This window comes from Vineibacter terrae (assembly GCF_008039615.1).
Lineage (GTDB): Bacteria > Pseudomonadota > Alphaproteobacteria > Reyranellales > Reyranellaceae > Vineibacter > Vineibacter terrae.
Map to the genome: position 1 here is coordinate 124,999 of NZ_VDUZ01000012.1, position 24,513 is coordinate 149,511.

Here is a 24,513-nt window from a genome sequence, read left to right on the forward strand (position 1 = left end):
GCTCTTCATCTTGTCGTGAAGGTACGCATGAGCGCCGCTGGAGCGGCGCGGCCCGACCCAATGCGCTCGCAATGCTCATGATCATCGTCAGCATGGCGGCACATGCCGTCGACCCGGGCGAGATGCTTGCCGACCCGGCGCTGGAGGCGCGCGCGCGGGCGATCTCGGCCGAGGTGCGCTGCGTCGTCTGCCAGAACCAGTCGATCGACGACTCCAACGCGGAGATCGCGCACGACATGCGGCGCGCCATCCGCGAGCGCATCACGCAGGGCGACAGCGATGCCCAGGTCGTGGCTTTCCTGCGCGCCCGCTACGGCGATTTCGTGCTGCTCAAGCCGCCGTTCGACATCCGCACCGGGCTGATGTGGCTGGGCGCGCCGCTGGCGCTGCTGCTGGCGGCGTTCCTCCTGTGGCGCGGCCTGCGGCGTGCCGCGACGAAGCCGGCGGGTGGCGCGCCCGATCTGTCGTCCGAGGAGCGGGCGCGCCTGGAGGCGCTGCTCGGTGAGGATCGCGAGGCGCGGCGATGACGCTGCCTTTCGCGCTCGCCGTGATCACGGCGCTGGTGATTGCCGCATTGCTGCTGCCGCTGCTGCGCCGCCGCTTCGACGCGACGCGCCGGCTGGACCACGATCTGGCGATCTATAAGGACCAGCTGGCCGAGGTCGAGCGCGATCGGCTCGCCGGGCGCCTGAGCGGCGACGAGGCCAAGGCGGCGTCGACGGAGATCGAGCGTCGCATCCTGGCGGCCGCCGGGGCCGATGACGCGGCGACGATGCCGGTGCCGCCGCGGCGGCGCTTCCTGCCGACGGCCATCGCCATCCTCGTGCCGGTGGCGGCGCTGGGGATCTATTTCCAGACCGGCCGGCCCGAGCTACCGGCGCAGCCTTTCGCCGAGCGGCCCAAGCCGCCGGCGCCCAGCGTTGCCGATGCCGGGCCGATGGAGATGGTGCGCCGCCTGCGCGAGCGCGTCGAGAAGGACCCCAAGGATGTCGAGGCCCGCCTGGCGCTGGGCCGGGCGCAGCTCGCGGTCGGTCGGGTGGCGGACGCCGTCGAGTCATTCCGTGCCGCGCAGCAGGCGGCGCCGGATCGTGCCGACGTGCTGTCGGCGCTGGGCGAGGCGCTCACCTTCGAGTCGGACGGCGTGGTGACCCAGCCGGCGCGGGCGCTGTTCGCCGCGGCCCTGGAGCGCGATCCCAGGAGCGCAGGCGCGCGGTTCTATCTCGGCCTCGCCGATGCCCAGGGGGGCGATCCGGCATCGGCGCTGCGCCGCTGGCTTGACCTCGAGGCTGACTCGCCCGACGGCGCGCCATGGCTGGAGACGCTGGCGCGCGAGATCGAGCGCGTGTCGCGGCAGGCAGGCATCGACCCCAAGAGCATCCGGCCTGACCGCAAGGAGCGCAAGCCGCGCGATGCCGGCATGCCGCAACCGTCGGCCGATGACGTGAAGCGCCTGGAGCAGCTGCCGCCGGAGCAGCGCGAGCAGCAGATCAGGGCCATGGTCGATCGTCTGGCGGAGCGCCTGAAGGAGGCGCCGGACGATGTCGAGGGCTGGCGGCGCCTGGCGCGGGCGCGGGCCGTGCTGGGCGAGCACGGCAAGGCGGCCGAAGCCTATGCCGCGGCCGACAAGCTCAAGCCCGACGATCCCGAGATCCTGGCGGCCTGGGCCGAGGTGCGGCTGCGCCTCGACGAGGTCGGCACCAAGCCGCTGTCGCCCGAGACGATCGCCGTGCTGAAGCGCCTGGAGAAGGTGCGGCCCGACAACGGGCTGGCGCTTTTCTTCCTCGCCCAGGCCGACGAGGCAGCCGGCGACCGTCCCGGCGCCATCGCGCGCCTGCGCCGCCTGCGCGACCTGATGCCGGCCGAGGCGCCGGCACGGGCCGCCATCGAGAAGCGCCTGCAGGCGCTGGAGGGGAAGTGATTTACCTCTCCCGCAAGCGCGAGAGGTCGGCGGTCGCGTAGCGAACGCCGGGTGAGGGCCTGCACACTCGGCATCTCGTCCTTGGACCCTCACCCTCCCATGGCGCTGCGCGCCACGGGCCCCTCCCTCTCCCGTAAACGGGAGAGGGGACGCTGCTCGATCCTGGCCCCGGTTTCGCGCACCAGACCGGCCGGTCATTCCATTGATTGGCCTGATGTTTTGCTGAGGAACAGGATGCATCCCGGCCGGGTCGTTGCTAGCATCGCGGCCCCGAATGGAGGCATGTGATGCCCGACAGCCTGACGCCGGCAGCCGCCGGCCCCGCCGTGCTTGACGCCGACGCCGCCCGCGCCCTGGTGGCGAGCTATGCCAAGCCCAGCCCGATGGCCGTGGCCAAGGATATCGGCCGCATCGACCGGCATCTGCGGCGCTACATCGAGATGTCGCCATTCTGCTGTGTTGCCACCGCCGACGCCGATGGCCGCCAGGACGTGACGCCGCGTGGCGATCCGCCGGGCTCGTTCAAGGTGTTCGGCGAGCATACGGTCGCCATCCCCGACCGGCCCGGCAACAACCGGCTCGATACGCTGAAGAACCTGCTGGTCAACTCGCAGATCGGGCTGGTCTTCCTGCTGCCCGGCATGGACGAGACGGCGCGCGTCAACGGCATCGGGCGGCTCAGCGTCGATGCGGCGCTGCTCGAGTCGATGGCTGTCGAGGGCAGGGCGCCGAAATGCGCCATCGTCGTGGAAGTGCGCGAGGCCTATCTGCACTGCGCCAAGGCCTTCAGGCGCTCGAAGCTGTGGGATCCGGCGACGCAGATCGACCGTCGTTCGCTGCCGTCGCTGGCCGGCATGATCCGTGACCAGGTCGGTCTGTCCGAGGAGGCCGCCCGGCAAGCCGAGGACCGGATCGAGAAGGCGTACCGCGAGACCTTGTGGGCGCCGACGAACTGAGATGCCTTACGTGCCCAGCTTCATGCGGATGGTGTAGCGGTCGGCACGCACCAGCATTTCGATGTACTGCACGGTGCGGCGGCGATGGTCGCGCATGATGCGCACGACTTTCAGCATCGGTGCGCCGACCTCCAGCCGCATCAGGCGCGCGACGGCGGGATCGGCGATGGTCACCGACACGATCTGGTCGCCCGAGGTCGGCCGCACGCCCGAGCGTGCCAGAAGCTGGTTGAGGCTCTCGCGCTCCATGTCGGCAGAATCGTAGGCGCGGCCCAGCTTTTCCGGCGTCCAGCTGGTGATGTACATCAGCGCCTCGCCGTTGGCTTCGCGCAGGCGCACGGCCCGCTGCATGCGCTCGCTGGCCTGCCGGCCGAAGGCCGCGCCGATTTCCGATGGTGTGTCGATGTACTCGAACTCGATGATGCGTTGGGTCGATCGCTCCGACAGCGCGTCGATCTGGCTGATCGAGCTGGCGATCAGGCCCAGCTGCTTTCCGTCGGCCGCCGGCCGGGCTCGCACGAAGGTGCCGCTGCCCTGCCGCCGCTCGATCAGGCCCGCGGCGGCCAGCTCGCTGAGCGCGCGCCGCACGGTGACGCGCGAGACGCGATAATCGCGCGCGAGCTCGTCTTCGGTCGGCAGCGCGACGCCGGGCTTGTAGCGACCCGAATCTATTCCGTCACGCAGCACGAGACAGATGATGTGGTAGAGCGGTACCCCTGGACGCCGACTTCTATTGCGCACGCAACCCCCTGCCAGCGGTCCACTCACGAACGCATATGCAACCGCTGGTCGAGAGGTAGCATAACCCCGTTCAGCGTGGCCGCGAAGATCGAAATCACCAGCACAACCGTCATAATAGACCGCGTCTTGTCGCTCCCTTTGACCTGCAGCAAGGACACGGACGGCTGATGGCGGACGCGAACCGCTGGTGAGACGCAAGCTTCACGATATCATGTGACAGCGGGTTCCACAGGGTGGAATCAATGTGCGCACAGCGCCATGTATCCCTCTGACCCAGAGGCGAAAGTCGACGGGTCAACATGCCGCATGTCGATGCAGCCGGCTTCGCGGTGGGCGCCCCCAATGCCACTTTCACGGGTGCAGCGCCGGAAAATCGGTCGAAATGGCTCCGGACCACACGCCGTGATCGTGCCAACGATGCGATGTGAAGCCAGGCACGCATCACGTCACGCCGGTCGCAGGCGCGCGACAAGCTCCTCCTTGACGGGCAGGTTGAGCAGCGCGGCGGCGACGCTGAGCACGATGGCGATCAGCCACACCAGGTCATAGGAGCCAAGACGGTCGTAGACGTAGCCGCCCAGCCAGCCGCCGAGGAACGCGCCGATCTGGTGGCAGAAGAACACGATGCCGGTGAGCATCGACATGTTGCGCACGCCGAAGATGCCGGCCACCATGGCGTTGGTCACGGGGACGGTGCTCAGCCAGAAGAAGCCCATGGCGATGCCGAACGCCCAGGCCGATGCGGTCGTGATCGGGAGGAACACGAACAGCGCGATGGCAATGGCGCGGCCGACATAGATCGCCGATAGCAGCCAGCCCTTGCGCATGCGCGCGCCCAGCATGCCGGCCAGGAACGAGCCGACGACGTTGAACAGGCCGACCAGCGCCAGCACCGCGGCGCCGGTGCCGCCGGAAAGCCCCTGGTCGACCAGGAAAGCCGGCAGGTGGGTGCCGATGAACACCACCTGGAAGCCGCAGACGAAGAAGCCCAGCGACAGCAGCCAGAAGCCGCTGTGGCGCGCGGCCTCGCGCAGCGCGTCGGCGGCCGACATCTCGGTGCCGGCCGGCGGCGTGGTGTCCTTCTCGGACACGCCCAGGGACAGCGGCAGCATGGCGGCAGCCAGCAGCGCCAGCAGCAGCAGCGCCATCGACCAGCCGAAAGCCTCCATCACCGACTGCCCCAGCGGCAGCATGACGAACTGGCCGAACGAGCCGACGGCGCCGGCGATGCCCAGCGCCATGCTGCGCTTCTCGGCGGCCACGACACGGCCCACGGCGCCGAACACGACGGCGAACGACGCGCCGGCCAGCCCGATCCCGAGCAGCAGGCCGCTGACGAGGATGAAGCCGCTGGCCGACGAGATGGTCGCCATGCCGACAAGGCCGGCGACGTAGAACACGCTGCCCAGCGCCACCGCGCGGCCGGCGCCATAGCGGTCCGCGATGCGCCCGGCGAAGGGCTGCGCCGCGCCCCAGACCAGGTTCTGCAACGCGATGGCGAAAGCGAACACCTCGCGGCCCCAGCCGTTGTCGTGCGACATCGGCGCCAGGTAGATGCCGAAGCTGTGACGGATGCCGAGCGCGATCGCCAGGATCGCGCAGGCGGCAATCAAGAGCGGCCATGGATTGGACCGGTGGTCCGTGTCGGGCATGGCGTTTCCTCGTCCCTCCCGGTCCGGCAGGGTCTTTTGCGGCCATCCTGCTGGCTCGCCCGACATGTTGTCGAGCGCGGAATTGTCCACTCTCGGTTGCTAAAGAGTCATTGCGTCGCGCGTGGTCGTGCCGGATCGGCTGCGGCGGCGCCGGCCTCAGCCGGCGCGCAGCACCGCTTCCACCGCGCGCCCGATCGACAGCGTGCGCCGGTCGCTCATGGTCTCGCCCATCACCATGAACCCGACAGGCAGCTCGTCCGGCCGTTGGCAGGGGATCGACACGGCGCAGCGGTCCAGGAAGTTGCCGACGGTGCAGTTGCGCAGCAGCAGCAGGTTGTTGCGGGTGAAGCCGTCGGGGTCGCCGATGTCGGCGATCCGGGGCGCCACGATCGGGCAGGTCGGCATCACGACGGCATCGAAATCAGCCGTGACCGCCGATACGCGCCGCTGCAGGTCGGCACGGCGGCCCAGCAGCTCGATGTAGTCGGCGGCGCTCATCTGCGCGCCGCGCTTGATGCGCGGGGCGATGATGGGATCATAGAGGGCCTCGTGCCGCGCGATCAGGTCCTTGTGCCAGGCATATGCCTCCGACGCCGCGAAGCCGCCTTTGGCGTTGATCGCCGGCAGCTCGTCGAGCATGAACAGGTCGATCTCGACAATGCGCACGCCGGCTGCGGCCAGCACCGTCAGGGCGCGGCTGAACGCAGCCGACACCGTGGCATCCAGGTCGCTCATCACGTAGTGCCTGGGCACGGCGAAGCTCAGCGCGTCCAGGCGCGCCGGTTCGGGCACCGCGATCGGTTGCGCCGCGAACACGGCGTCGACGACAGCGCAGCAGGCGACCGAGCTGGCCAGCGGCCCGATCGAGTCGAGCGAGGTCGACAGTGGCACCACGCCGTCGATCGGCACCCGGCGCGCCGTGGGCTTGAAGCCGACCAATCCGCACACGGCCGAGGGGATGCGCACCGAGCCGCCGGTGTCGGTGCCCAGCGCCGCCACCGCCATGCCGTCGGCGACCGAGACGGCAGCGCCCGACGACGAGCCGCCGGGCACGCGGGTGCGATCGGCAGGGTTGCCCGGCGTGCCGTAGTGCGGGTTGTAGCCGACGCCCGAGAAGGCGAACTCGCTCATGTTGGTGCTGCCGACGATCACCGCGCCGGCCGCCCGCAGGCGTGCCACCACCGGCGCGTCGGCGGCGGCAGGCGGCGCATCGGCCAGGGCCTTCGACCCCGACAGCGTGGTCTCGCCGGCCACGTCGCACAGGTTCTTGATCGACACCGGCAGGCCGGCCAGCGGCGAGGGCACGAGCCCGGCCTTGCGCATGGCATCGCTGGCGTCCGCCGCCGCCAGGGCTTGCTGGCGATAGACCTTGATGAAGGTCCGGGCGCCTTCGCCGGCGGGATCCTCGATGCGGGCCAGCGCCTGCTCGACAAGCGCGCGGCTGGTGGTGCGGCCGGCCGCGAGGTCGGCGGCAAGGGCGGCGATGGTCGGACGGGTCACGGATAGCCCTCTCGTTGAGCGAACAGAGCCTGACCGTAGCGCAACCCCCTCTCCCCGCGAAGCGGGGAGCTACGGCATTCACACATCCAGTCTCAGAGAGCTTGCGTCCCAATAGAACCGTTATCCCTCGCTGGCGCTCGGGATGACGGTGAAGATGGGTGAATGCCGTAGAAGCAGGGAGCGGATTCCCTATCCCCGCTTCCACAAGCCGCCAGCCGAGGTCGTCTGCGTGCCGGCCTTGTGCAGCGTGCGGCCGGCGAACTCCTGCGCATAGAGCTCGCGGATCGCGGCGGCGTCGAGGTAGCTCTTCACTGTGACGCCGTCGGGGAAGAAGACGTCGATCTCCTCGTCGGCGCTGTCGCTGAAATGCTCCTGCTCGCCGTGCCTGACCATCGGCGAGCCGATATGGGCATTGATATAGGTCTGCACGTCCAGCAGGTCCTTGCCGCGCGCGTGCGGCACGCCCATGCGCTCTTCCTCGACGAACACGTTGCTGCCCTTGTCGCCGACGGGCACCACCGAGAACAGGTCGTAGTCGCCGTGCACGAAATGGCCGGCCGTGCGCAGCCCGCTCTTGCAGTGCATGACACAGCCGTAATGGATGTGCGACGGGTCGGTCTGCACGAGATAGGAACGGTGCGCCGGCAGGTACATCGGCGGCTGGCCGTTGGCAGCAACGGCGGGGCCGAGATGCGGGCGGAACTTCTCCCATTCCGACAGCGCCTTGACATGCTTGCCGCCCTTGTAGGCGCCGCTGCCCACGATCGTGGGATCGACGACCAGGCCGGCGGTCTTGTAGAGCTTGCCGTTCACGATCACGTCGAAGTCGGCTGTTTTGGCTTTGCAGTCGAGCATCTTGGGGATGTAGCGCGGCTTGCCGATGTACTGCAGCGCCGCGGTGTTGGTGCGGCGCACGGCGATGTAGACACGGTACAAGGCCGCTGCCTGCGCGAACACTTGCGCATCCATCAGCCGCATGTGGTTCAGCAACGACGGATCCTGGATGTTCAACGGCCGCGTGGCCATGGACAGACTCCCTCGCCTCGGTGCTGCCAACAGCGGCAGCCGGCTAATTATGAGTAGATGCTCATGTATACCGGGATACGGTCCGGTGCGCCAGAGGGAAACTGCGCATTGGTATCAAAAATCGCGGCAGACCTGTCATCCCGAGCGCAGCGAGGGATCTCCTGCGAGTGGCGCACTGTGCGTCCCACGCGGGAGATCCCTCGCTGCGCTCGGGATGACGGATGTATTAGCGACCTGCGATTCCCAGCACTAGAAAAGATGCCCGCTCTTCTCGGCCTTGGTGCGCAGGTATTTCTCGTTGTGGCCGTTGGCCGGGAAGACGTGGCGCACGCGTTCGACAACGTCGATGCCGTAGGACGACAGCTGACCGATCTTCTCGGGGTTGTTGGTCATCAGCCGGATCCTGGCGATGCCCATCTGGCGCAGGATGGTGACGGCCGGCCAGTAGAGGCGTTCGTCGGCATCGAAGCCCAGCTGCTCGTTGGCGTCGACCGTGTCGAAGCCGCCGTCCTGGAGCTGGTAGGCGCGCAGCTTGTTGACCAGCCCGATGCCGCGGCCTTCCTGCGCCAGGTACAGCAGCACGCCCGAGCCGTGGCGCGCGATCTCGGCGATGGCGCCGCGCAGCTGCTCGCCGCAGTCGCAGCGCAGGCTGGCCAGCAGGTCACCGGTGAAGCATTCCGAGTGCAGCCGCACCAGCACCGGCGCCGTCGGGTCGATCTCGCCGATGACGATGGCGAGGTGCTCCTTGCCGCCGTCGGCGGGACGCCAGGCCACGATGCGGGCGTTCTCGGCATTCTCCAGCGGCACGCGCGCATCGGCCACCGGGCGCAGCTCGGACGCCGCCAGCTTCTCATAGCCGCGGATATCGGCGGCATCGACATAGAGCGTGTCGCGCGCTGCGGCCCATTCCCGCCAGGGCCGGGCCCGGTCGCGGGCCAGCGGTCCCATCACCACCGCCGGCATCAGCCGCGCCAGCTTGGCCAGCTCGATGGCGGCCTCGGCGACGGTGGGCGCATGGCTGGCGATGGGGCGCGACAGGTGCCGGGTGGCGATATGGGCGGCCTGGTCCGGGGCCGTCGGCCGCAGGATCACGTCGACCGGCACGCCGGACGGCAGGTCGAGCGTCACCGGCTTGTTGGCGCCGCCCATGCCGCGGGCGATATGGGGCGGGATCTCGATGCCGACGGCTTCGGCCCGGCGCCGCGTCGTGACCAGCACCGGCGCGTCGCTGGCCAGCCCCCGCAATTGCGCCAGGGTGGCGTCGCCGCAGGATTCGGCTGCGACCGCCAGTCCGGCGGAGCCATCCGTATCTCGGATCAGCACGGCGCCGCCGCGCCGCAGCTCGGCAATGGCGCGTTCGACGGCTGCCAGGGGCGTGTGGGACAGGGTGTCGGCCGCTCGGATGTCGCCGCGGCGGGACGAGGGTGTGGGCATGGTGGCGTCCTTTTACCCGGCGGCGGCGGCCAAGTCATGGGCGACCGGCTCATGGAAGGCTTTCGCCTCTTGCGGGCCGGCCGCCGGCGTCGCTCAATGCCGCATCCACATTCCGAGGCGGGTTCCATGACCCTGATCTACCGGGATTTCGACCAGGCCGGCCTCGATGCCGCCTACAACAACCGCAACGCGGTGCCGGATTTCCAGGCAGCCTATGTCGACCGCTGGGCCGCCACGAGCGCCACCGTGCGGACCCGGGTGCCGTGCCGGCTCGACATCGCCTACGGGCCGTCGCCGCGCCAGCGTCTGGACGTCTTCACGCCGGCCGGATCATCACCGCCCGGGGGCCGTCCGGCCCTGCTCTACATCCATGGCGGATACTGGCAGAGCAACCACAAGGACAGCTACTCCTTCCCGGCGCCCGTCGTCACCGGCACCGGCGCCCTCTACATCGCCGCCACCTACGATCTGTGCCCCGATGTCACCATGACGGTGCTGCTCGAGCAGGTCCGGCAGGCGGTCGGCTGGCTGCACCTTCATGCCCGCGATATCGGCCTCGATCCGGCGCGGCTGGTGGTCGCAGGCCACTCCGCCGGCGGCCACATCGCCGCCAGCCTGGCGCATACCGATTGGGCCGCGCGCGGCCTGCCGGCAGGGGCGCTGGCCGGCGCCCTGCCGCTGTCCGGCCTCTACGACCTGGAGCCCATCCGGCTCAACTATCTCAATGCCGCCTGCCGCATGGATGTCGCCGAGGCGGCCGCCTTGAGCCCGATCCGCCATATCCGCCCCGGCGCGCCGCCCACCGTCCTGGTCGTCGGGGGCGCCGAGCTGCCGGAGCTGGTGCGTCAGACCCGTGACTATGGTGCTGCCCTGGCGCAGGCCGGCGTGCCGCCGCGGGCGGTTGTCGAAAGCCCGGGCGACAACCATTTCTCCGTCGTGGATGTCCTGTTCGACCCCGCCGGTCCCCTGTGGTCGCACCTCAAGGGCCTGCTGGGCGCCTGAACCCTAACCAGACCGTGAACGGCCGTGAGAACCATCGACGCCATGCCCGGGCCATCATGGCCGCACGTGCCCACTCGATGGTATAAGCCATGCAATCGCATCCAACCGCATCCGAGGCCGCGGCCGGCGGCGTATCCGCCGCGACCGCATCGGGACAAGAGATGACAACCAAAGGCAAGAAGATTCTCCTGATCGACGACGACGCCTCGTTGCGCGAGGTGCTCGTCGAGCAGCTCGAGCTCTATGACGGCTTCGCCACCATCCAGGCCGCGACTGGGGCCGAGGGGCTGGAGATCGCGAAGAAGCAGCTCTTCGACGCCATCCTGCTGGATGTGGCGCTGCCCGACGGCGATGGCCGCGACATCTGCAAGCTGATGCGGCGCGAGGGCGTGCGGGCGCCCATCCTGATGCTGACCGGCGCCGATACCGATGCCGACACCATCCTGGGCCTGGATTCCGGCGCCAACGACTATGTCACCAAGCCGTTCCGCATCAACGTGCTGCTGGCCCGGCTGCGCGCCCATCTGCGCCAGCACGAGCGCAGCGAGGACGCCATCCTGCAGATCGGCCCCTACGAGTTCCAGCCGGCGGCCAAGATGCTGCTGGAGAAGGGCGGCAAGAAGAAGGTGCGCCTGACCGAGAAGGAAACCTCGATCCTGAAGTACCTCTACCGCGCCGGCACCCGCGCCGTCGGCCGCGACCAGCTGCTGGGCGAGGTCTGGGGCTACAACGCCGGCGTCACCACGCACACGCTGGAGACCCACATCTACCGGCTGCGCCAGAAGATCGAGAAGGACCCCGCCAACGCCGCGATTCTCGTGACGGACAAGGGCGGGTACAGGTTACAGCCCTAGGGCCCGGCGCCGTCGCGCGCTTCCTGCTGCCGCGACGGGCGCGTAAAGTCCCGATGGGAGACATGCAGGCGGCTACGAGGGGGCCATGGCCGAAACCACATTCATGAAAGTCGACGGTCTCGAAGGTGATGCGCGCGAGCCGCGCGACTATGTCGGCTGGTTCAAGGTCGAGAATTTCACCTGGACCCGAGGCGAGAATATCAAGTTCGGCGAAGGTGTCGACGTCGATGCCGTCGTCACCATTGCCGGCGGCAAGCACGCATCACCATTCTACAAGCTCCGCACATCAGGCGAACCGGTCGCGCGCATCGAGCTGCACGTGCTGGATCGCGGTGTCATCCAGCAGTCGATCGACCTGCATGACGTCTACGTCAACGACTATGCCCGCGCCGGCGAGAACAAGCTCAAGACGCAGCTGATCGAGCTGACGCTCAACGCCACACGGGCGATGATCAAGGGCGGCTGACCTTCACAAGGACCTGCTGCCGGCCGAGCCTGCCGTCATTTTCACTGTCATCCCGAGCGCAGCGAGGGATGACAGACCTGTTTTTCGGCGTGCAATGCCGCCGTCAAGTTTTGGCTTCCACTGACATCGGTGCGGCCTTTCACTGAAAGGAGGTGCCATCGTCGTGGCGGTTCGACGTGCTCTGTCCACGTACAAGACGGCTGGTAGCAACCTGCAATGACAGGAGGGTCAGATTAGTCGACCGACCATGTGCTGGGAGGACGTCGAGGAGGGGCAGCCGCTGCCGTCCTTCGACTACGAGCTCAGCCTGTTGCGCCTCGTCGCGTTCGTTCGCGCGACCGGCTTGTATGACTATGTCCATTTCGACGGCGACTACGCGCGTGCGGCCGGCGCGAGGGACGCCTTCATCTCCACGCCGCACGTGGCCGGCCTGTTCGGGCGGCTGTTGACCGACTGGAGCGGTCCCTCGGGGGAGATCCGATCCCTGACCTTCAGCATGCGAACGCAAAGCTGCACCAACGATATGCTGGCGGTGAGCGGACGCGTCGGACGGCGCTACCGGGGACCCGATGGCGCCTACCTCGTCGATCTTGTCGACCTCAATATCGGGCACGCGCTCGCGGCCCATGCGGCGACGGCAACCGCCACGATGGCCTTGCCGTCGCGCTCGGGGGACAAGGCCCTGCCGTTGACTCCCGTCCGCGAGGACGACGTTCGCCCCGCGGACGTCCCTGACTTCGCGCGGCCATATCTGGGCAAATCACGGGCTGGCGGCGCGTACCCGGCCCAGCCGTTGACGAAGGAGGAAATCCACCTCTGGTGCGAGGCGCTCGAGGATTGGAATCCGCTCTACTGGGACGAGGCATACGCGGCATCGAGTCCACATGGCGGCATCATAGCGCCTCCCACCTCGATGTTTTTCGGAACGGGTTCGTCGGCCGGGCTGGGCATCGGCTGCATGAAGCCTGGCGAGACTGTCCCTGACGCGGTGCGCAAGGGCATGACGGGCATCGGCCTCCTGCAATCCCTGCGTCAGGCGTGGGCCGAAGGCGGCACGCTCGTCATACCGCCAGGTTGCGACGAGATCGCCGTCGTGCAGGCTGTCTGTCGCTTCTTCATCCCGATGCGGCCCGGCGACACGGGGCATACCCAGCTGAGGATGAAGAACTGCAGCCAGCGCAAAAAGACCAAGCTCGGAGAGGGCTACTTCATCACCACGGAACGGCTTCTCTACAATCAGCGCAACGAGCCGGTCCGTAGCCAGGAGTTCACGGTCTTCCATTACCACGTCTAGCGCCTGGTGTCCGGAAGCCCTGGTCTCTGATACGTCTGTCATCCCGAGCGCAGCGAGGGATCTCCTGCAAGAGACGCATGGTGCGCCATTCGCGGGAGATCCCTCGCTGCGCTCGGGATGACAGGGAAACGTTGGATTCAGCGCCGACAAAGACAGTGCGCGTGCGCTGCTACACCACGTCGTACGTGATCTCGACCTCTTCGCCGAACGCATGCCCCTGGCATGTGAGGATCCAGCCGCTGGCGAGATCCTCCTCGGTGTAGATGTCGTTGTTGGCCAGCACGATCTTGCCCTTGATCTTCTTGGCCGCGCACGAGGCGCAGAAGCCTTCCTCGCAGGCCGAGTTGGGCGACAGGCCGGCTTCGCGCGCCGCGTTGAGGATCGACAGGCCCTTGCGGTAGGGCACGCGGTGCACCTTGCCCTCGAAATGGATCGTGATCGCATCGGGCACGACGTCGCCGTCCTCGGGCGGCGCCATCGGCACGGCGTCGTTGCCCGAGGCCTCGAAGCGCTCGATCAGCACGCGGTTGCGCGGCATGCCCGACTTCAGCAGCGTCTCCTCGACCAGGGTCATGAACGGCCCGGGGCCGCAGAGATAGGCCTCCGCCGGTTCGAACCCCGCCAGCGCCTGCGTGATCTCGGCGGCCGTCGTCAGCCCCTGCTCGGCATCGAGATGATGGATCACCTCCAGCCGGTCGGGATGGGCGCGCGCCAGGGCCTCGAGCTCGGCCTTGAAGATCACCGATTGCGCGTCGCGGTTGGCATAGAACAGCCGGATACGGCGGCCGGTGGTCCTGAGCGCCGACTTGATCAGCGACATCACCGGCGTGACCCCGCTGCCGCCGGCAAGCAGCAGCAGCGGCGCGGCGCTGCCGTTCAGCACGAAGCGCCCGGCGGGCGCCATCACATCGAGCGTGGCGCCTTCCGTCAGCGTGTCGTGGAACCAGTTCGAGCCGCGGCCGCCGTCGACGCGCTTGACCGTGACCTTGGCCTCGCCGTCCGTCTCCGGCGCGCTCGAAAGCGAATAGCAGCGCGCCACGGTGCCCTCGGGATGCGGCACCCGGAAGGTCAGGAACTGGCCGGCCCGATAGTGGAAGCGGTCGGCCAGCTCGGAGGGCACGGCCAGCACGAAGGATCGGGCATCCGGGGTTTCCTGCACGATGCGGGCGATACGCAGCTTGTGGTACGACATCGAGGCTCCCGTCGTCGGACGCGTTTCAGGGCGCGGCGGGTTCCGCGCCGGCACGGCCCGCCTTATGCGCGATTCCGGGCTGACAGTGCTAGCAGAACATGCTAGCTTCCGCCGAGAAAAATGAACGGAGCGTCATAATTTTCCGTTCGCTGGAGAGGAAGCGGCGGCCCAGGCCGGTGTTCTACCGGTCTCGCACGGGGCGTCGCGCGACAGTCGTGACCCCGCAGGAGGCCGCAGCATGACTTCGACCAAGATCTATGAGCTGCCCGTCGACATCACTGAATGGAAATTCGACGGCAAGACCGAGATGCACTTCACCTGGGAGTACGAGGACGGCTCGGCCGAGCTGCTGAACCTCTACGAAAAGGGCAAGCAGCAGCAGTGGAACGCCACGGACCGGCTCGACTGGACGCAGGAGCTGCAGGAGGACAACCCGATGGGGATGTCCGACGAGTCGATCCCGATCTACGGCTCGCCGTTCTGGGACAAGATGACGGAGAAGGAGAAGGTCTGGCTGCGCTGGAACCTGGCGTCGCATACGATCTGCCAGTTCATGCACGGCGAGCAGGGCGCGCTGATCGCGACCGCCAAGATCGTGAACACCGTGCCCGACATGAACGCCAAGTTCTACGCCGCCACCCAGGTGATGGACGAGGCGCGCCATGTCGAGGTCTACAAGCGGCTGATCCACGAGAAGTTCAAGATGGCGTATCCGATCACGGAGTCGCTGAAGAACCTGCTCGAGCAGACGCTGACCGACAGCCGCTGGGACATGACCTATCTCGGCATGCAGGTGCTGATCGAAGGCCTGGCGCTGGCCGCCTTCCAGCGCATTCGCGACCAGGCCAAGAACAACCTCTCGGCCGCGGTCAACGCCTACGTCATGCAGGACGAGGCGCGGCACGTCACCTTCGGCCGCCTGGCGTTGCGCGACTACTACCCGCAGCTCAGCGATCATGAGCGCGCGCAGCGCGAGGAGTTCTGCGTCGAGGCGCTCTACTTCATGCGCGACCGCTTCAACCAGGCCGAGGTCTGGATGCGCTCGGGCCTGCCGGTCGACAAGCTGATGGAATACGCCTTCAATTCCGGCGTCATGCAGGCGTTCCGCACGCGGCTGTTCACGCGCATCGTGCCGATCCTCAAGGATATCGGCCTGTTCGGTCCCAAGGTGCAGAAGGCGCTGATCGACATGGGCGTGATGGAGTACGCCAAGATCGACGCCTCGGCGATCCTCGCCAACGACGGCAAGGTCGCCGACGACTTCGACAAGAAGCGTTTCGTGACCGACGCGATCGCAGCGCAATAACTCTTACCTCTCCCGCATGCGGGAGAGGTCGACGGGTGCGCAGCACCCGGCGGGTGAGGGGCCAAGGACGAGGCGCCTTGTCTGTCGGCCCTCACCTTCCCATCGCTTCGCGATAGGCCCCTTCCTCTCCCGCTTGCGGGAGAGGAATGTTACTCGCAGCTCTCCACCTTCGGCGGCGCGTCGAGGATCGTGGCGACCTTGCTGATGTCCAGGCAGCGATCGCCGATCCACGCCTTTTCATTCACGAACAGGCCGAAGATTCCCATCATCATCGCCTGACGATGCGCGTCGGGCTGCTCGCGGGCCAGCAGCCAGCCCAGCGCGTAGATGTTGGAGATGGCGAAATCGGCCGCCGAGACGTCCTTGTCCTTGGCCCACAGCGCCGCGTTCTTCTTCGCCGCCTCGGTCCCCGGGCCGTTCAGCTCGTTGAGCCAGGCGAACGATGCGTCGACCATGGCGTAGGTGTCGGCGTAGCGCTTCTTCTCGGCCTTCACGTCGTTGGCGCGGGCCGGGATCGACTTGCCGGCCACCGTGTCCTTGGCGCAGCCCGACCAGCGGCACAGGGTCACCATGGCCAGGTACTCGGCCATCACGATCTCGGTGTTGCGGTTGTTGTGCAGCCGCCATTTGCGCGCCAGCGTCCAGCCCTGGCGCGCCTCGTCCTTGAACGGGCGCTCGGCCATGGGCGAGCCCTTCTCCAGCTCGCTCAGCACGGCACGGGCCGCGCCCGGCCATTCCGGCGGTATCTGCGCCAATGTTCCCGTTGAGCTCAATGCCAGGAGCGAAGCCGTACCGAACGCCACCCCGATGAGCCGCCGCATCTACCACTCCTGCACCTGACTTTCGCGCAATACGATATAGGTGCGGGAAGGGACGGGGTTTGTCCATCACCAAGGTGCCGCGCGGGCCTTGAGCCACCTGATCCCGGCTGGGGTCGAAAGACGCCTCGCCCGGTCGTGATCCTGCGTTCAATGTGCGCGGATATGGCGGGGATCATAGTGGGAGCCGTGGAAATCCGCGAACAGCTCCCCGATCTGAGGGTGGCCGACCGGCTTGCCGCTGCGGTCGGGCAGCAGGTTCTGCTCCGAGACATAGGCGACATAGGTCGTCTGCGCATTCTCGGCCAGCAGGTGGTAGAACGGTTGGTCGCGCCGCGGGCGCACTTCTTCCGGGATCGACAGCAGCCAATCCTCGGTATTGGCAAATACCGGGTCGATATCGAAGATCACACCCCGGAACGGGTAGATCCGGTGTTTGACCACCTGACCGATCCCGAACTTGGCGGTTTTCATGATTGCATCCCCGCGATACGCTGCGCGATCGCCGTGCGTCCACCCCGGAGATCCATCGGCATAGGGCGCCATCGGGGCGTCCGGACCTTGTGCGCGCATATATTTTGCTCCCGATTTGGGGGTAAATGCAACGAATCCCGGATTTTCGCACTCAACCTGGATGCTTTCGCGCAGTGGAGGGGAGCAAGGACCGTGCCGACACCGCGCAATCTCGAGAACAGGCGTGTGGTGCTGGCGGCGCGGCCTGTCGGCATCCCGCAAGCAGCGCACTTCGCGCTCGAGGCGGTCTCGGTTCCGGAGCCGGCCGACGGTCAGGTATTGGTGCGAAACCGCTATCTGTCGGTCGACCCTGCGATGCGGGGCTGGGTCAACGTGGCGGCCAACTATGCGCCGCCGGTGCCGGTCGGCGAGGTCATGCGGTCCTTCGCCGCGGGCGAGGTGATCGCCTCGGCGAGCCGGCTCTTCAAGGCCGGTGATCTGGTCACCGGGATGTTCGGCTGGCAGCAATATGCCGTCGTCGATGCCCAGACAGCCCGCGCGATTCCGCATGACGATCTGCCTCTGTCGGCCGCCTTGGGCGTGCTCGGCCTCAACGGCGTCACCGCCTACTGGGGGCTGCTGGGTGTCGGCCAACCCAGACCGGGCGATACGGTGGTGGTCTCGACCGCCGCCGGCGCCGTGGGCTCGGCCGTTGGCCAGATCGCGCGGCTCAAGGGCTGCCGCACTGTCGGCATCGCCGGCGGTGCCGACAAGGTGCGGCAATGCCGTGAAATATTCGGCTTCGATGCCGCCATCGACTACAAGGCCGGCGACCTGGCCGCGGCCCTGGATGCGGCATGCCCGCGTGGCGTCGACGTCTATTTCGACAATACGAGTGGACCGATCAGCGATGCGGTGCTGTCCCGGCTGGCGGTGCGGGCGCGGGTGGTGATCTGCGGCACCGCATCGATCGCCAGCTGGGAGCCGTGGCCATCGGGCCCGCGCATCGAGCGGCATCTGCTGGTGAAGCGGGCGCGGGCCGAGGGCTTTCTGCTGTTCGACTGGATGGACCGGTACGATGAGGCTGTTCAGGCGCTGGCGGCCTGGGTGCGTGATGGACAGCTTCGCTACCAGGAGCATGTATTGAAGGGCTTAGCGTCGGCACCCGACGCGATCGCCATGCTATACCGTGGTGAGAATCAGGGTAAGTTGCTGATCGAAATCGAGTGACGGCACGAGATCGCTCGAAAATCCAGTGGAAGCAGGGCGAGGTATTGCCGTGTCGGGCACAGCGGTGGCCCGCGCAGGTCGGGCACAAACGCCGCTTTCCGGCCTGACTCTGGTAGCCGCCGGAATTCTACTATGATGGTGTCGGGGCCGCCCGGGTGCGGGCGGTGCCGCAAGGAGAGCCGTGTTGGCGAGTGATTTGGCGGTCAAGTTCTGGGGTGTGCGCGGATCGATCGCCTGCGCCGGGCCGCAATATGTGCGCTACGGCGGCAACACCTCGTGCCTTGAAGTGACGGCGGGCGGGCGGCGTCTGATCTTTGATGCCGGCACCGGCCTGCGGCCGCTGGGCGACACGCTGTGCTCCGCCGACAAGCTCGACGTCGACATTTTCTTCACGCACACGCATTTCGACCATATCTGCGGGCTTACCTTCTTCAAGCCGCTGTACACGCGCGAGAACAAGGTGCGGCTGTGGGCCGGGCATCTCGCGCCGATCCTGCGGCTGGTCGATGTCGTCAAGCAGCTCATGATGGCGCCGCTCTATCCCGTGACGCTCGATATCTTCGTCGCCAAGGTCGAGTTCCGGGACTTCCGCAGCGGCGAGACGTTGCGGCCGGCGGCCGGCGTGCGTCTGCGCACGGCGCCGCTGAACCATCCCAACGGCGCCACCGGCTATCGCATCGAGCATGGCGGCAAGGCGATCTGCTACATCACCGACACCGAGCATCGCGGCGGCCCGCCCGATCCCGTGGTGGTCGAGCTGTGCCGCGACGCCGACGTGATGATCTACGACAGCACCTACACCGATGCGGAGTATCCTTCGTATCGCGGCTGGGGCCACTCGACATGGCAGGAAGGCATCCGGGTCGCCGATGCGGCCAATGTCGGAAGCCTGGTGATCTTCCATCACGACCCCTCGCACGACGATGCGTTCATGGACGGTGTCGAACGCGATGCCCAGGCGGCGCGGCCGGGCACGGCCAAGAACGGTCAGCCGCGCGCCGTCGTTGCGCGCGAAGGCATGGTGATCGCGCCGTGATGGTCCTTTCTCATCGCCGCGTCCGGCTGCGCACCCCATGACGGGCTGAGCCTTCGCCATGACGCCGCGCGAGACGTGGAGACGGATGCGTCTGGGCATGGCGACCGTCACGGGCTGGCGCCGTGCCGGCTGGTTCATCCCCTATCGCTATGCCGACACGCTGCCGCCGGCCGGCGCATCTCCGCCCTACGTCGCGGTCGAGCGTCTGTTCGACGCCGAGCGCAGCGCGTTTGTGGCGGTGATCGATCGCATCGACGCCCTGGCCGAGCCGTTGCGTGCGATCGCCGCTGGCGACGCGCCGGCCGGAGCGGGCCGCCCGCCGCGCTTTGATCAGGCGTGGTTCCCGACCCTGGATGCCTGCGCGGCGTACGCGCTGGTGCGTCATCTCGAGCCGCGGCGCATCGTCGAGGTCGGGTCGGGACACTCGACGCGCTTCCTGGCGCGCGCGCTGGCCGACGGCGGCCGGGGCGGCGAGATCGTTGCCGTCGACCCGGCGCCGCGTGCCGAGATCGCCGGCCTTCCCGGCGTCCGCGTGGTGCGCGGCACGGTGCATCGTGCCGATCGCGCTGTGCTCGCGAGCCTGGCGGCGGGCGACGTGCTGTTCATCGACTCGAGCCACATCCTGATGCCGGGCAGCGACGTCGACCTGCTGTTCAACCGCGTGCTGCCCGACCTGCCGGCCGGCACCATCGTGCATATCCACGACATCCTGCTGCCGGATGACTATCCCGCGCAGTGGGCGTGGCGGAACTACAACGAGCAGCTCGCGGTCGTCCCGCTGCTTGTCGACGCCGCCTACAAGCCGCTGTTTGCCGGCCACTTCGCGCGCACGCGGCTGGCGGAGCGCCTCTCGACGTCGGTCGCGGCGACGCTGCCGCGGCACCCTGAAGGCTTTCCGACCAGCCTGTGGCTGCGCAAGGTGTGACGGCGCCCGGCGGCTGCGCGCCGGGATGCTAGGATGTTCCATGGCTGCCGCTATGCGTCTTGGCCGGCTGCGCCGCTGGCTCATGGGTGATGCGCCCGACGACGGGCTGCCGGCGCGTGTGCTCGACACGATCCGCGCCCAGCAGGATCGCAGCGAGATCATGGTCAGCGTGGCGCAGCTGCTGGCGATCGGCTTCTTCGCGACCCTGTACGGCGCGGCGCCCATGGCCCAGGGCCAGATCCAGCCGGTGACCCTGGCGGCGGCTTTCGATCTCGTCGCCGGCCTGCTGGGCATCGACCTGGCGCATGTCGGGCTGGCCGGCCTGCGCGATGCCGCCGACCATGTCGAGTTCGTGTTCGGCGTCCTGGGCATCTATGCCGTCGTGACGCTGCTGCGCCTGATCCTGGCGTTGCGTCGCCGGTTGACGCCCTGGATGCTCTATGCGTCGGCGATCAGCGACATGGCGCTGCTGATGGCGGTGATCTGGAGCTTCCACCTGAAATACGCCCAGACGGCCGCCTTCTACCTGAAGGCGCCGACCTTCATGTACGTCTTCATCTTCATCGCCCTGCGTGCGCTGCGCTTCGAGGCGCGCTACGTGCTGTTCGCCGGCGCGATGGGAGCGCTGGGCTGGGCGATCCTGCTGCTGATCGTGCTCAGCGGTCATGGTGGCCCGCCCAACGTGACGCATGACTACACCGAGTACCTGACCTCGAACGCGACGCTGATCGGCGCCGAGGTCGACAAGATCGTCGCCGTCCTCCTGGTGACCTCGATCCTGGCGCTGGCGATCACGCGGGCGCGGCGCCTGCTGGTGCGGGCCGTGGCCGAGCGCATCGCGGCCCAGGATCTGTCGCGGTTCCTGGCGCCCGAGGTCGCTGATCGCATCCGTCGCAGCGAGCTGAGGATCGCCGCCGGGGAAGGCGAGCTGCGCGACGTCACCATCCTCACCACGGATCTGCGCGCGTTCTCGGGCTTGTCGGCGACGATGGCCCCCGACTCGGTCGTGAAGCTGCTGCAGGACTACCAGGCCCGCGTCTGCCCCGCGATCAGGGCTGCCGGCGGCAGCATTGACAAGTACCTGGGCGACGGGATTCTCAGTTCGTTCGGCGCGGCGCAGCCAAGCGGCACCGACGCGGCCGATGCCTTGCGCGCCGCCGATGCCGTCGCGGCGGCGGTCGCGGCATGGAACGCCGAGCGGACGGGGCAGGGCCTGCCGCCGATGCGTGTCGGCATGGCGCTGGCCTCCGGGCGGGTCATCTTCGGGGCGGTCGGCGATGGCGACCGGCTCGAGTACACGGTCATCGGCGACGCCGTGAACCGGGCTGCCAAGCTCGAGAAGCACACCAAGGCGGAGAACGTGCGCGCGCTGTGCGATGCAGCAACGTACGACCGGGCGGTGAGCCAGGGCTATGTGCCGCCGGCCGTGCGCGAGAGGCGCGCGGCGCGGCAGGTCGACGGGGTTGCGGCACCTGTCGATCTTGTGGTCATCACGCCATGATCGGATTTCGAGCACATTTCGGGATCGGCCCCGGATGCCTTGATCTTGCCCGATTTTCGCGGCGAGCGGTCGTGTCCTTGCCCTTTGCCCGCCCACCCCTTATGTAACGAGAGACGGCTCGGGGCCGGTTCGATCCGGGGGTACCCGTGGGCAATATCGATATCATCCTGATCGCATTGGTCGCCGTATTCCTCGTGTTGCGGCTGCGTTCTGTACTGGGTCGCCGTACCGGCAACGAGCAGCGGCCGCCGACCCAGGATCCGTTCACGCCGCCGTCGGCGCCGCCTTTTCCCACCAACGAGCCGCGCCGTGACAACGGCAATGGCAATGTCGTGTCCCTGCCGCGGCAGCCGGAGCGGCCGGCTGCCGCCGAAGGCGGCGCGCCCGTCGTCGTGTCACCGGCCGCGAATGACGGGGTGGCGCGCATCCGCGCCGCCGACCCGGCATTCGATCCGATCGGCTTCGGCGGCGGCGCCCGCGGCGCCTTCGAGATGATCGTCGGCGCCTTCGCCAAGGGCGATGCCGCCACGCTGCGCACGTTGCTGGACCCCACCACCTTCGCCAGCTTCGATTCCGCGATCCGTGACCGGATGGCCCAGCAGCGGACGCTGGAGACGAACCTGGTCGGCTTCCTGTCGACCGAGATCGTGCAGGCCGAGATGGAAGGCTCGCGCGCCCTGGTCACGGTGCGCTTCGTCACCGAGCAGGTCAACGTGACGCGCGACGTCGACGGCCTGGCCGTCGAAGGCAATCCGAACACGGTCGAGCGGGTCACCGACCTGTGGACGTTCGCGCGCGACACGCGCTCCAACGACCCCAATTGGCTTCTGGTGCGCACGGCATCCGAATAGCCGAGGCGTCCGGCGCCCGTCCCGGGCGCCGCTGCATGACGCCAGGGGGCGATCTGCCCCGACATCGCCACGATCCCGGTTTCCCCTTAACCTGCGGCGCGGGTTGTATGTCGCGCGGTTTGCTTTAGGATCAATTCGATGAACAAGAAAAAAATCGTCGTGGGAGCAGGGGCCCGCAGGTTTGGGTGCGCTGCGAAGGTCTTCACCATCATGGCTCTGGCGCTTGCAGGGTGCGCTGGCGGGACGACCGAAAGCGCACGCCGTCCCAGCTTGACGGTCGCAAGCTTCGATGACTTGCCGGGCTGGCAGCAGGACGCCCAGGCCGAGACGATCGGCGCCTTGCGGCGGTCCTGTCCGCGCCTGGTGAGCGGCGAAGGCACGCGCATCCGCATGGATAGCGGCGAGTACCACACGACAGCCGAGCAGTGGCGCCGGGTCTGCACCGCCGCCGAGGCCGTGGCACGCGACAACCACCGCGGCGCCCGCGCCTATTTCGAGCGCTACTTCGATGTGCTGGCCGTGGCCGGTCCCGACAGCGACGGACGCTTCACCGGCTACTACGAGCCCGAGATCAAGGGCAGCCGGGTGCCGAGCCGGCGCTTCACCATTCCGGTCTATCGCCGGCCGCCCGATCTTCAGAACGACAAGCCCTACCTGACGCGCACCGAGATCGAGAACGGCGCGCTGCGCGGCCGGGGCCTCGAGCTCGCCTATGTCGAGGACATGATCGGCCTGTTCGAGATGCATGTTCAGGGCTCGGGCCGCATTGCGCTGGCCGAAGGCGGTGTGATGCGCCTGGGCTTCGACGGCACCAACAACCGCACCTACACCGCCCTGGCCAAGGTGCTGGTGGACGAGGGCGCGTTGAAGCCGGACGAGGCGACATGGCCCGGAATCCGCGCCTGGCTGCAGAAGAACCCCAATCGCGCCCGCGAGATCATGCGCAAGAACGATCGCTACGTGTTCTTCAAGGACACCGGCAGGTCGGGTGCCGTGGGCGCGCAGGGCGTGGCGCTGACATCGGGCCGGTCGATGGCGGTCGATCCTGCCTTCGTGCCCTATGGCATGCCGATCTATATCGACACCACCCGGCCGGCGCCGAACAAGCCCGGCGAGACCATGACGTTCCGGCGGCTGATGGTGGCCCAGGACACGGGCGCGGCGATCAAGGGTCCCGTGCGCGGTGACGTCTTCTTCGGCGCCGGCTCGGCCGCCGCCGACACGGCGGGCCGCATGAACAGCTCCGGCCGCTGGTGGCTCCTGGTCCCGAAGAAGAGCTGACGCCGCCGCCGGGAGCGCGCCACTCCAGTGGCGCCCCGGGCCAACGGCCCGGTTCATGCCTGACATTGCTGCTGTTGACCCGGCGCTACGCGCCGGGGCGCCACTGGAGTGGCGCGCTCCCAGCCGATTGAGCGCGACGATCGCCACCGTTGCTTCAATGTGCTGCGCCGGCCATTGTGCGGATGGTCGATCCATCTGCATCCCACGCCATGAGCACTGTTTCCGAACCGTCATCGCATGCGCCCGGCCGCGGCAAGACCGTGGGCCTGTTCGTCACCTGCCTCGTCGACATGTTCCGGCCGTCGGTCGGGTTTGCCGCCGTGAAGCTGCTCGAGGACGCGGGCTGCCGCGTGGTGGTGCCGGACGTGCAGACCTGCTGCGGCCAGCCGGCCTACAACTCCGGCGACCGCGGCGATGCGCGCGCGGTGGCGCGGCAGGTGATCGCCGCGTTCGAGGGCTTCGACCATGTCGTCGTGCCCTCGGGTTCCTGCGGCGGCATGATCGCGCATCATTTCCCGGGCTTGTTCGACGACGATCGGCCCATGCGGCAGCGCGCCGAGGCGTTGGCCGCCAGGACCCACGAGCTGATGTCGTTCCTGGTCGACGTGCTGGGCGTGCGCCGCGTCGCGGCGCGCTGTGACGCCACCGTCACCTACCACGATTCGTGCTCGGGCTTGCGCGAGCTCGGCATCAAGGCGCAGCCCAGGACGCTGCTGGCCGGGGTCGCCGGCCTGAAGCTGGCGGAGATGACCAATCCGGAAGTGTGCTGCGGCTTCGGCGGCACGTTCTGCGTCAAGTACCCCGACATCTCCAACGCCATGCTGATCGACAAGACCGCGGACATCGCCGGGACCGGCGCCGATACCTTGCTGGCCGGCGATCTCGGTTGCCTGATGAACATGGCCGGCAAGCTGCAGCGTGAGGGCAAGGCCGTGCGCGTGCGTCATGCCGCCGAGGTGCTGGCCGGCATGGGCGACCTCCCCGCCATCGGCGAGCCGGAGAGGACAGAAGCGCCTGTTTCGGACCGCGCGCGTCCACGCGCGCACCGGCGCACAAGCGCCGGATCATGAGCGCGCG

23 protein-coding genes are annotated in these 24,513 nt (G+C 68.0%); 15 read left to right on the forward strand and 8 right to left on the reverse strand.

Features of this window, described 5'->3' with window-relative positions; all coding sequences use genetic code 11:
* The first annotated feature begins 71 nt into the window (after positions 1–71).
* The 3 genes from FHP25_RS13025 (at position 72) to FHP25_RS13035 (ending at position 2,874) form a co-directional block, all read left to right on the forward strand.
* Positions 72–527, forward strand: coding sequence for a cytochrome c-type biogenesis protein (locus tag FHP25_RS13025; protein ID WP_147847364.1), 456 nt, complete (start codon positions 72–74; stop codon positions 525–527).
* Positions 524–1,918 carry a c-type cytochrome biogenesis protein CcmI gene (ccmI, locus tag FHP25_RS13030; protein WP_147847365.1) on the forward strand — a complete coding sequence of 465 codons (1,395 nt, stop codon included), beginning with the start codon at positions 524–526 and terminating at the stop codon, positions 1,916–1,918. The genes FHP25_RS13025 and ccmI overlap by 4 nt, the downstream gene beginning before the upstream one ends.
* Positions 1,919–2,205: 287 nt before the next feature.
* On the forward strand, positions 2,206–2,874 hold the full coding sequence (locus tag FHP25_RS13035; RefSeq protein ID WP_147847366.1) for an MSMEG_1061 family FMN-dependent PPOX-type flavoprotein: 669 nt from the start codon (positions 2,206–2,208) through the stop codon (positions 2,872–2,874).
* A gap of 6 nt (positions 2,875–2,880) precedes the next feature.
* On the opposite strand, the gene FHP25_RS13040 is transcribed toward FHP25_RS13035, so the two are convergent.
* From FHP25_RS13040 to ribA, 5 genes are all read right to left on the reverse strand, one after another.
* Complete coding sequence (locus FHP25_RS13040; RefSeq protein ID WP_178133492.1) at positions 2,881–3,615, reverse strand: GntR family transcriptional regulator; 735 nt, start codon at positions 3,613–3,615, stop codon at positions 2,881–2,883.
* A gap of 446 nt (positions 3,616–4,061) precedes the next feature.
* Positions 4,062–5,267, reverse strand: a complete 1,206-nt coding sequence (locus FHP25_RS13045; protein WP_147847368.1) for an MFS transporter — start codon at positions 5,265–5,267, stop codon at positions 4,062–4,064.
* 156 nt (positions 5,268–5,423) lie between these two features.
* Positions 5,424–6,767 (reverse strand): amidase, encoded by a 1,344-nt coding sequence (locus FHP25_RS13050; RefSeq protein WP_147847369.1) that lies wholly within the window; start codon positions 6,765–6,767, stop codon positions 5,424–5,426.
* A gap of 189 nt (positions 6,768–6,956) precedes the next feature.
* Entirely contained in the window at positions 6,957–7,793 is an 837-nt protein-coding gene (locus FHP25_RS13055; RefSeq protein WP_147847370.1) for a hypothetical protein, read from the reverse strand.
* Between the two features lie 249 nt (positions 7,794–8,042).
* On the reverse strand, positions 8,043–9,227 hold the full coding sequence (gene ribA / locus FHP25_RS13060) for a GTP cyclohydrolase II (RefSeq protein WP_147847371.1): 1,185 nt from the start codon (positions 9,225–9,227) through the stop codon (positions 8,043–8,045).
* 126 nt (positions 9,228–9,353) lie between these two features.
* Here ribA and FHP25_RS13065 point away from each other — a divergent pair, with 126 nt between their 5' ends.
* The 4 genes from FHP25_RS13065 (at position 9,354) to FHP25_RS13080 (ending at position 12,843) form a co-directional block, all read left to right on the forward strand.
* Positions 9,354–10,229 (forward strand): alpha/beta hydrolase, encoded by an 876-nt coding sequence (locus tag FHP25_RS13065; RefSeq protein WP_178133493.1) that lies wholly within the window; start codon positions 9,354–9,356, stop codon positions 10,227–10,229.
* Positions 10,230–10,390: 161 nt separating this feature from the next.
* Positions 10,391–11,083: a response regulator transcription factor gene (locus tag FHP25_RS13070; protein ID WP_147847373.1), complete on the forward strand. Its 693-nt coding sequence runs from the start codon at positions 10,391–10,393 to the stop codon at positions 11,081–11,083.
* A gap of 85 nt (positions 11,084–11,168) precedes the next feature.
* Positions 11,169–11,549 carry an Hcp family type VI secretion system effector gene (locus FHP25_RS13075; RefSeq protein WP_147847374.1) on the forward strand — a complete coding sequence of 127 codons (381 nt, stop codon included), beginning with the start codon at positions 11,169–11,171 and terminating at the stop codon, positions 11,547–11,549.
* Positions 11,550–11,796: 247 nt separating this feature from the next.
* Positions 11,797–12,843, forward strand: a complete 1,047-nt coding sequence (locus tag FHP25_RS13080; RefSeq protein ID WP_147847375.1) for an FAS1-like dehydratase domain-containing protein — start codon at positions 11,797–11,799, stop codon at positions 12,841–12,843.
* Positions 12,844–13,012: 169 nt separating this feature from the next.
* Here the strand turns inward: FHP25_RS13080 and FHP25_RS13085 are convergent, their stop codons facing one another.
* Positions 13,013–14,035 carry a ferredoxin--NADP reductase gene (locus FHP25_RS13085; RefSeq protein WP_147847376.1) on the reverse strand — a complete coding sequence of 341 codons (1,023 nt, stop codon included), beginning with the start codon at positions 14,033–14,035 and terminating at the stop codon, positions 13,013–13,015.
* 238 nt (positions 14,036–14,273) lie between these two features.
* On the opposite strand from FHP25_RS13085, the gene FHP25_RS13090 reads away from it, so the two are divergent.
* The gene (locus FHP25_RS13090; protein WP_147847377.1) at positions 14,274–15,341 is read left to right on the forward strand and encodes a ferritin-like domain-containing protein; all 1,068 of its coding nucleotides are present in this window, start codon (positions 14,274–14,276) and stop codon (positions 15,339–15,341) included.
* 149 nt (positions 15,342–15,490) lie between these two features.
* Here the strand turns inward: FHP25_RS13090 and FHP25_RS13095 are convergent, their stop codons facing one another.
* On the reverse strand, positions 15,491–16,162 hold the full coding sequence (locus tag FHP25_RS13095; RefSeq protein ID WP_147847378.1) for a hypothetical protein: 672 nt from the start codon (positions 16,160–16,162) through the stop codon (positions 15,491–15,493).
* 147 nt (positions 16,163–16,309) lie between these two features.
* Positions 16,310–16,633: a heat shock protein HspQ gene (gene hspQ / locus FHP25_RS13100; protein WP_178133494.1), complete on the reverse strand. Its 324-nt coding sequence runs from the start codon at positions 16,631–16,633 to the stop codon at positions 16,310–16,312.
* Between the two features lie 192 nt (positions 16,634–16,825).
* On the opposite strand from hspQ, the gene FHP25_RS13105 reads away from it, so the two are divergent.
* The 7 genes from FHP25_RS13105 to FHP25_RS13135 all read left to right on the forward strand — a co-directional run bounded on the left by FHP25_RS13105 (position 16,826) and on the right by FHP25_RS13135 (position 24,506).
* Complete coding sequence (locus FHP25_RS13105) at positions 16,826–17,842, forward strand: NADP-dependent oxidoreductase (RefSeq protein ID WP_147847379.1); 1,017 nt, start codon at positions 16,826–16,828, stop codon at positions 17,840–17,842.
* Between the two features lie 181 nt (positions 17,843–18,023).
* On the forward strand, positions 18,024–18,878 hold the full coding sequence (locus tag FHP25_RS13110; RefSeq protein ID WP_218578356.1) for an MBL fold metallo-hydrolase: 855 nt from the start codon (positions 18,024–18,026) through the stop codon (positions 18,876–18,878).
* A 97-nt stretch (positions 18,879–18,975) separates the two neighbouring features.
* On the forward strand, positions 18,976–19,803 hold the full coding sequence (locus tag FHP25_RS13115) for a class I SAM-dependent methyltransferase (protein WP_218578357.1): 828 nt from the start codon (positions 18,976–18,978) through the stop codon (positions 19,801–19,803).
* 40 nt (positions 19,804–19,843) lie between these two features.
* Complete coding sequence (locus FHP25_RS13120; protein WP_231712314.1) at positions 19,844–21,304, forward strand: adenylate/guanylate cyclase domain-containing protein; 1,461 nt, start codon at positions 19,844–19,846, stop codon at positions 21,302–21,304.
* A gap of 146 nt (positions 21,305–21,450) precedes the next feature.
* Complete coding sequence (locus FHP25_RS13125; RefSeq protein ID WP_147847382.1) at positions 21,451–22,155, forward strand: Tim44/TimA family putative adaptor protein; 705 nt, start codon at positions 21,451–21,453, stop codon at positions 22,153–22,155.
* 270 nt (positions 22,156–22,425) lie between these two features.
* Positions 22,426–23,436 (forward strand): murein transglycosylase A, encoded by a 1,011-nt coding sequence (gene mltA, locus FHP25_RS13130; RefSeq protein ID WP_178133495.1) that lies wholly within the window; start codon positions 22,426–22,428, stop codon positions 23,434–23,436.
* A gap of 209 nt (positions 23,437–23,645) precedes the next feature.
* The gene (locus FHP25_RS13135; RefSeq protein ID WP_147847384.1) at positions 23,646–24,506 is read left to right on the forward strand and encodes a (Fe-S)-binding protein; all 861 of its coding nucleotides are present in this window, start codon (positions 23,646–23,648) and stop codon (positions 24,504–24,506) included.
* The last annotated feature ends 7 nt before the right edge of the window (positions 24,507–24,513 follow it).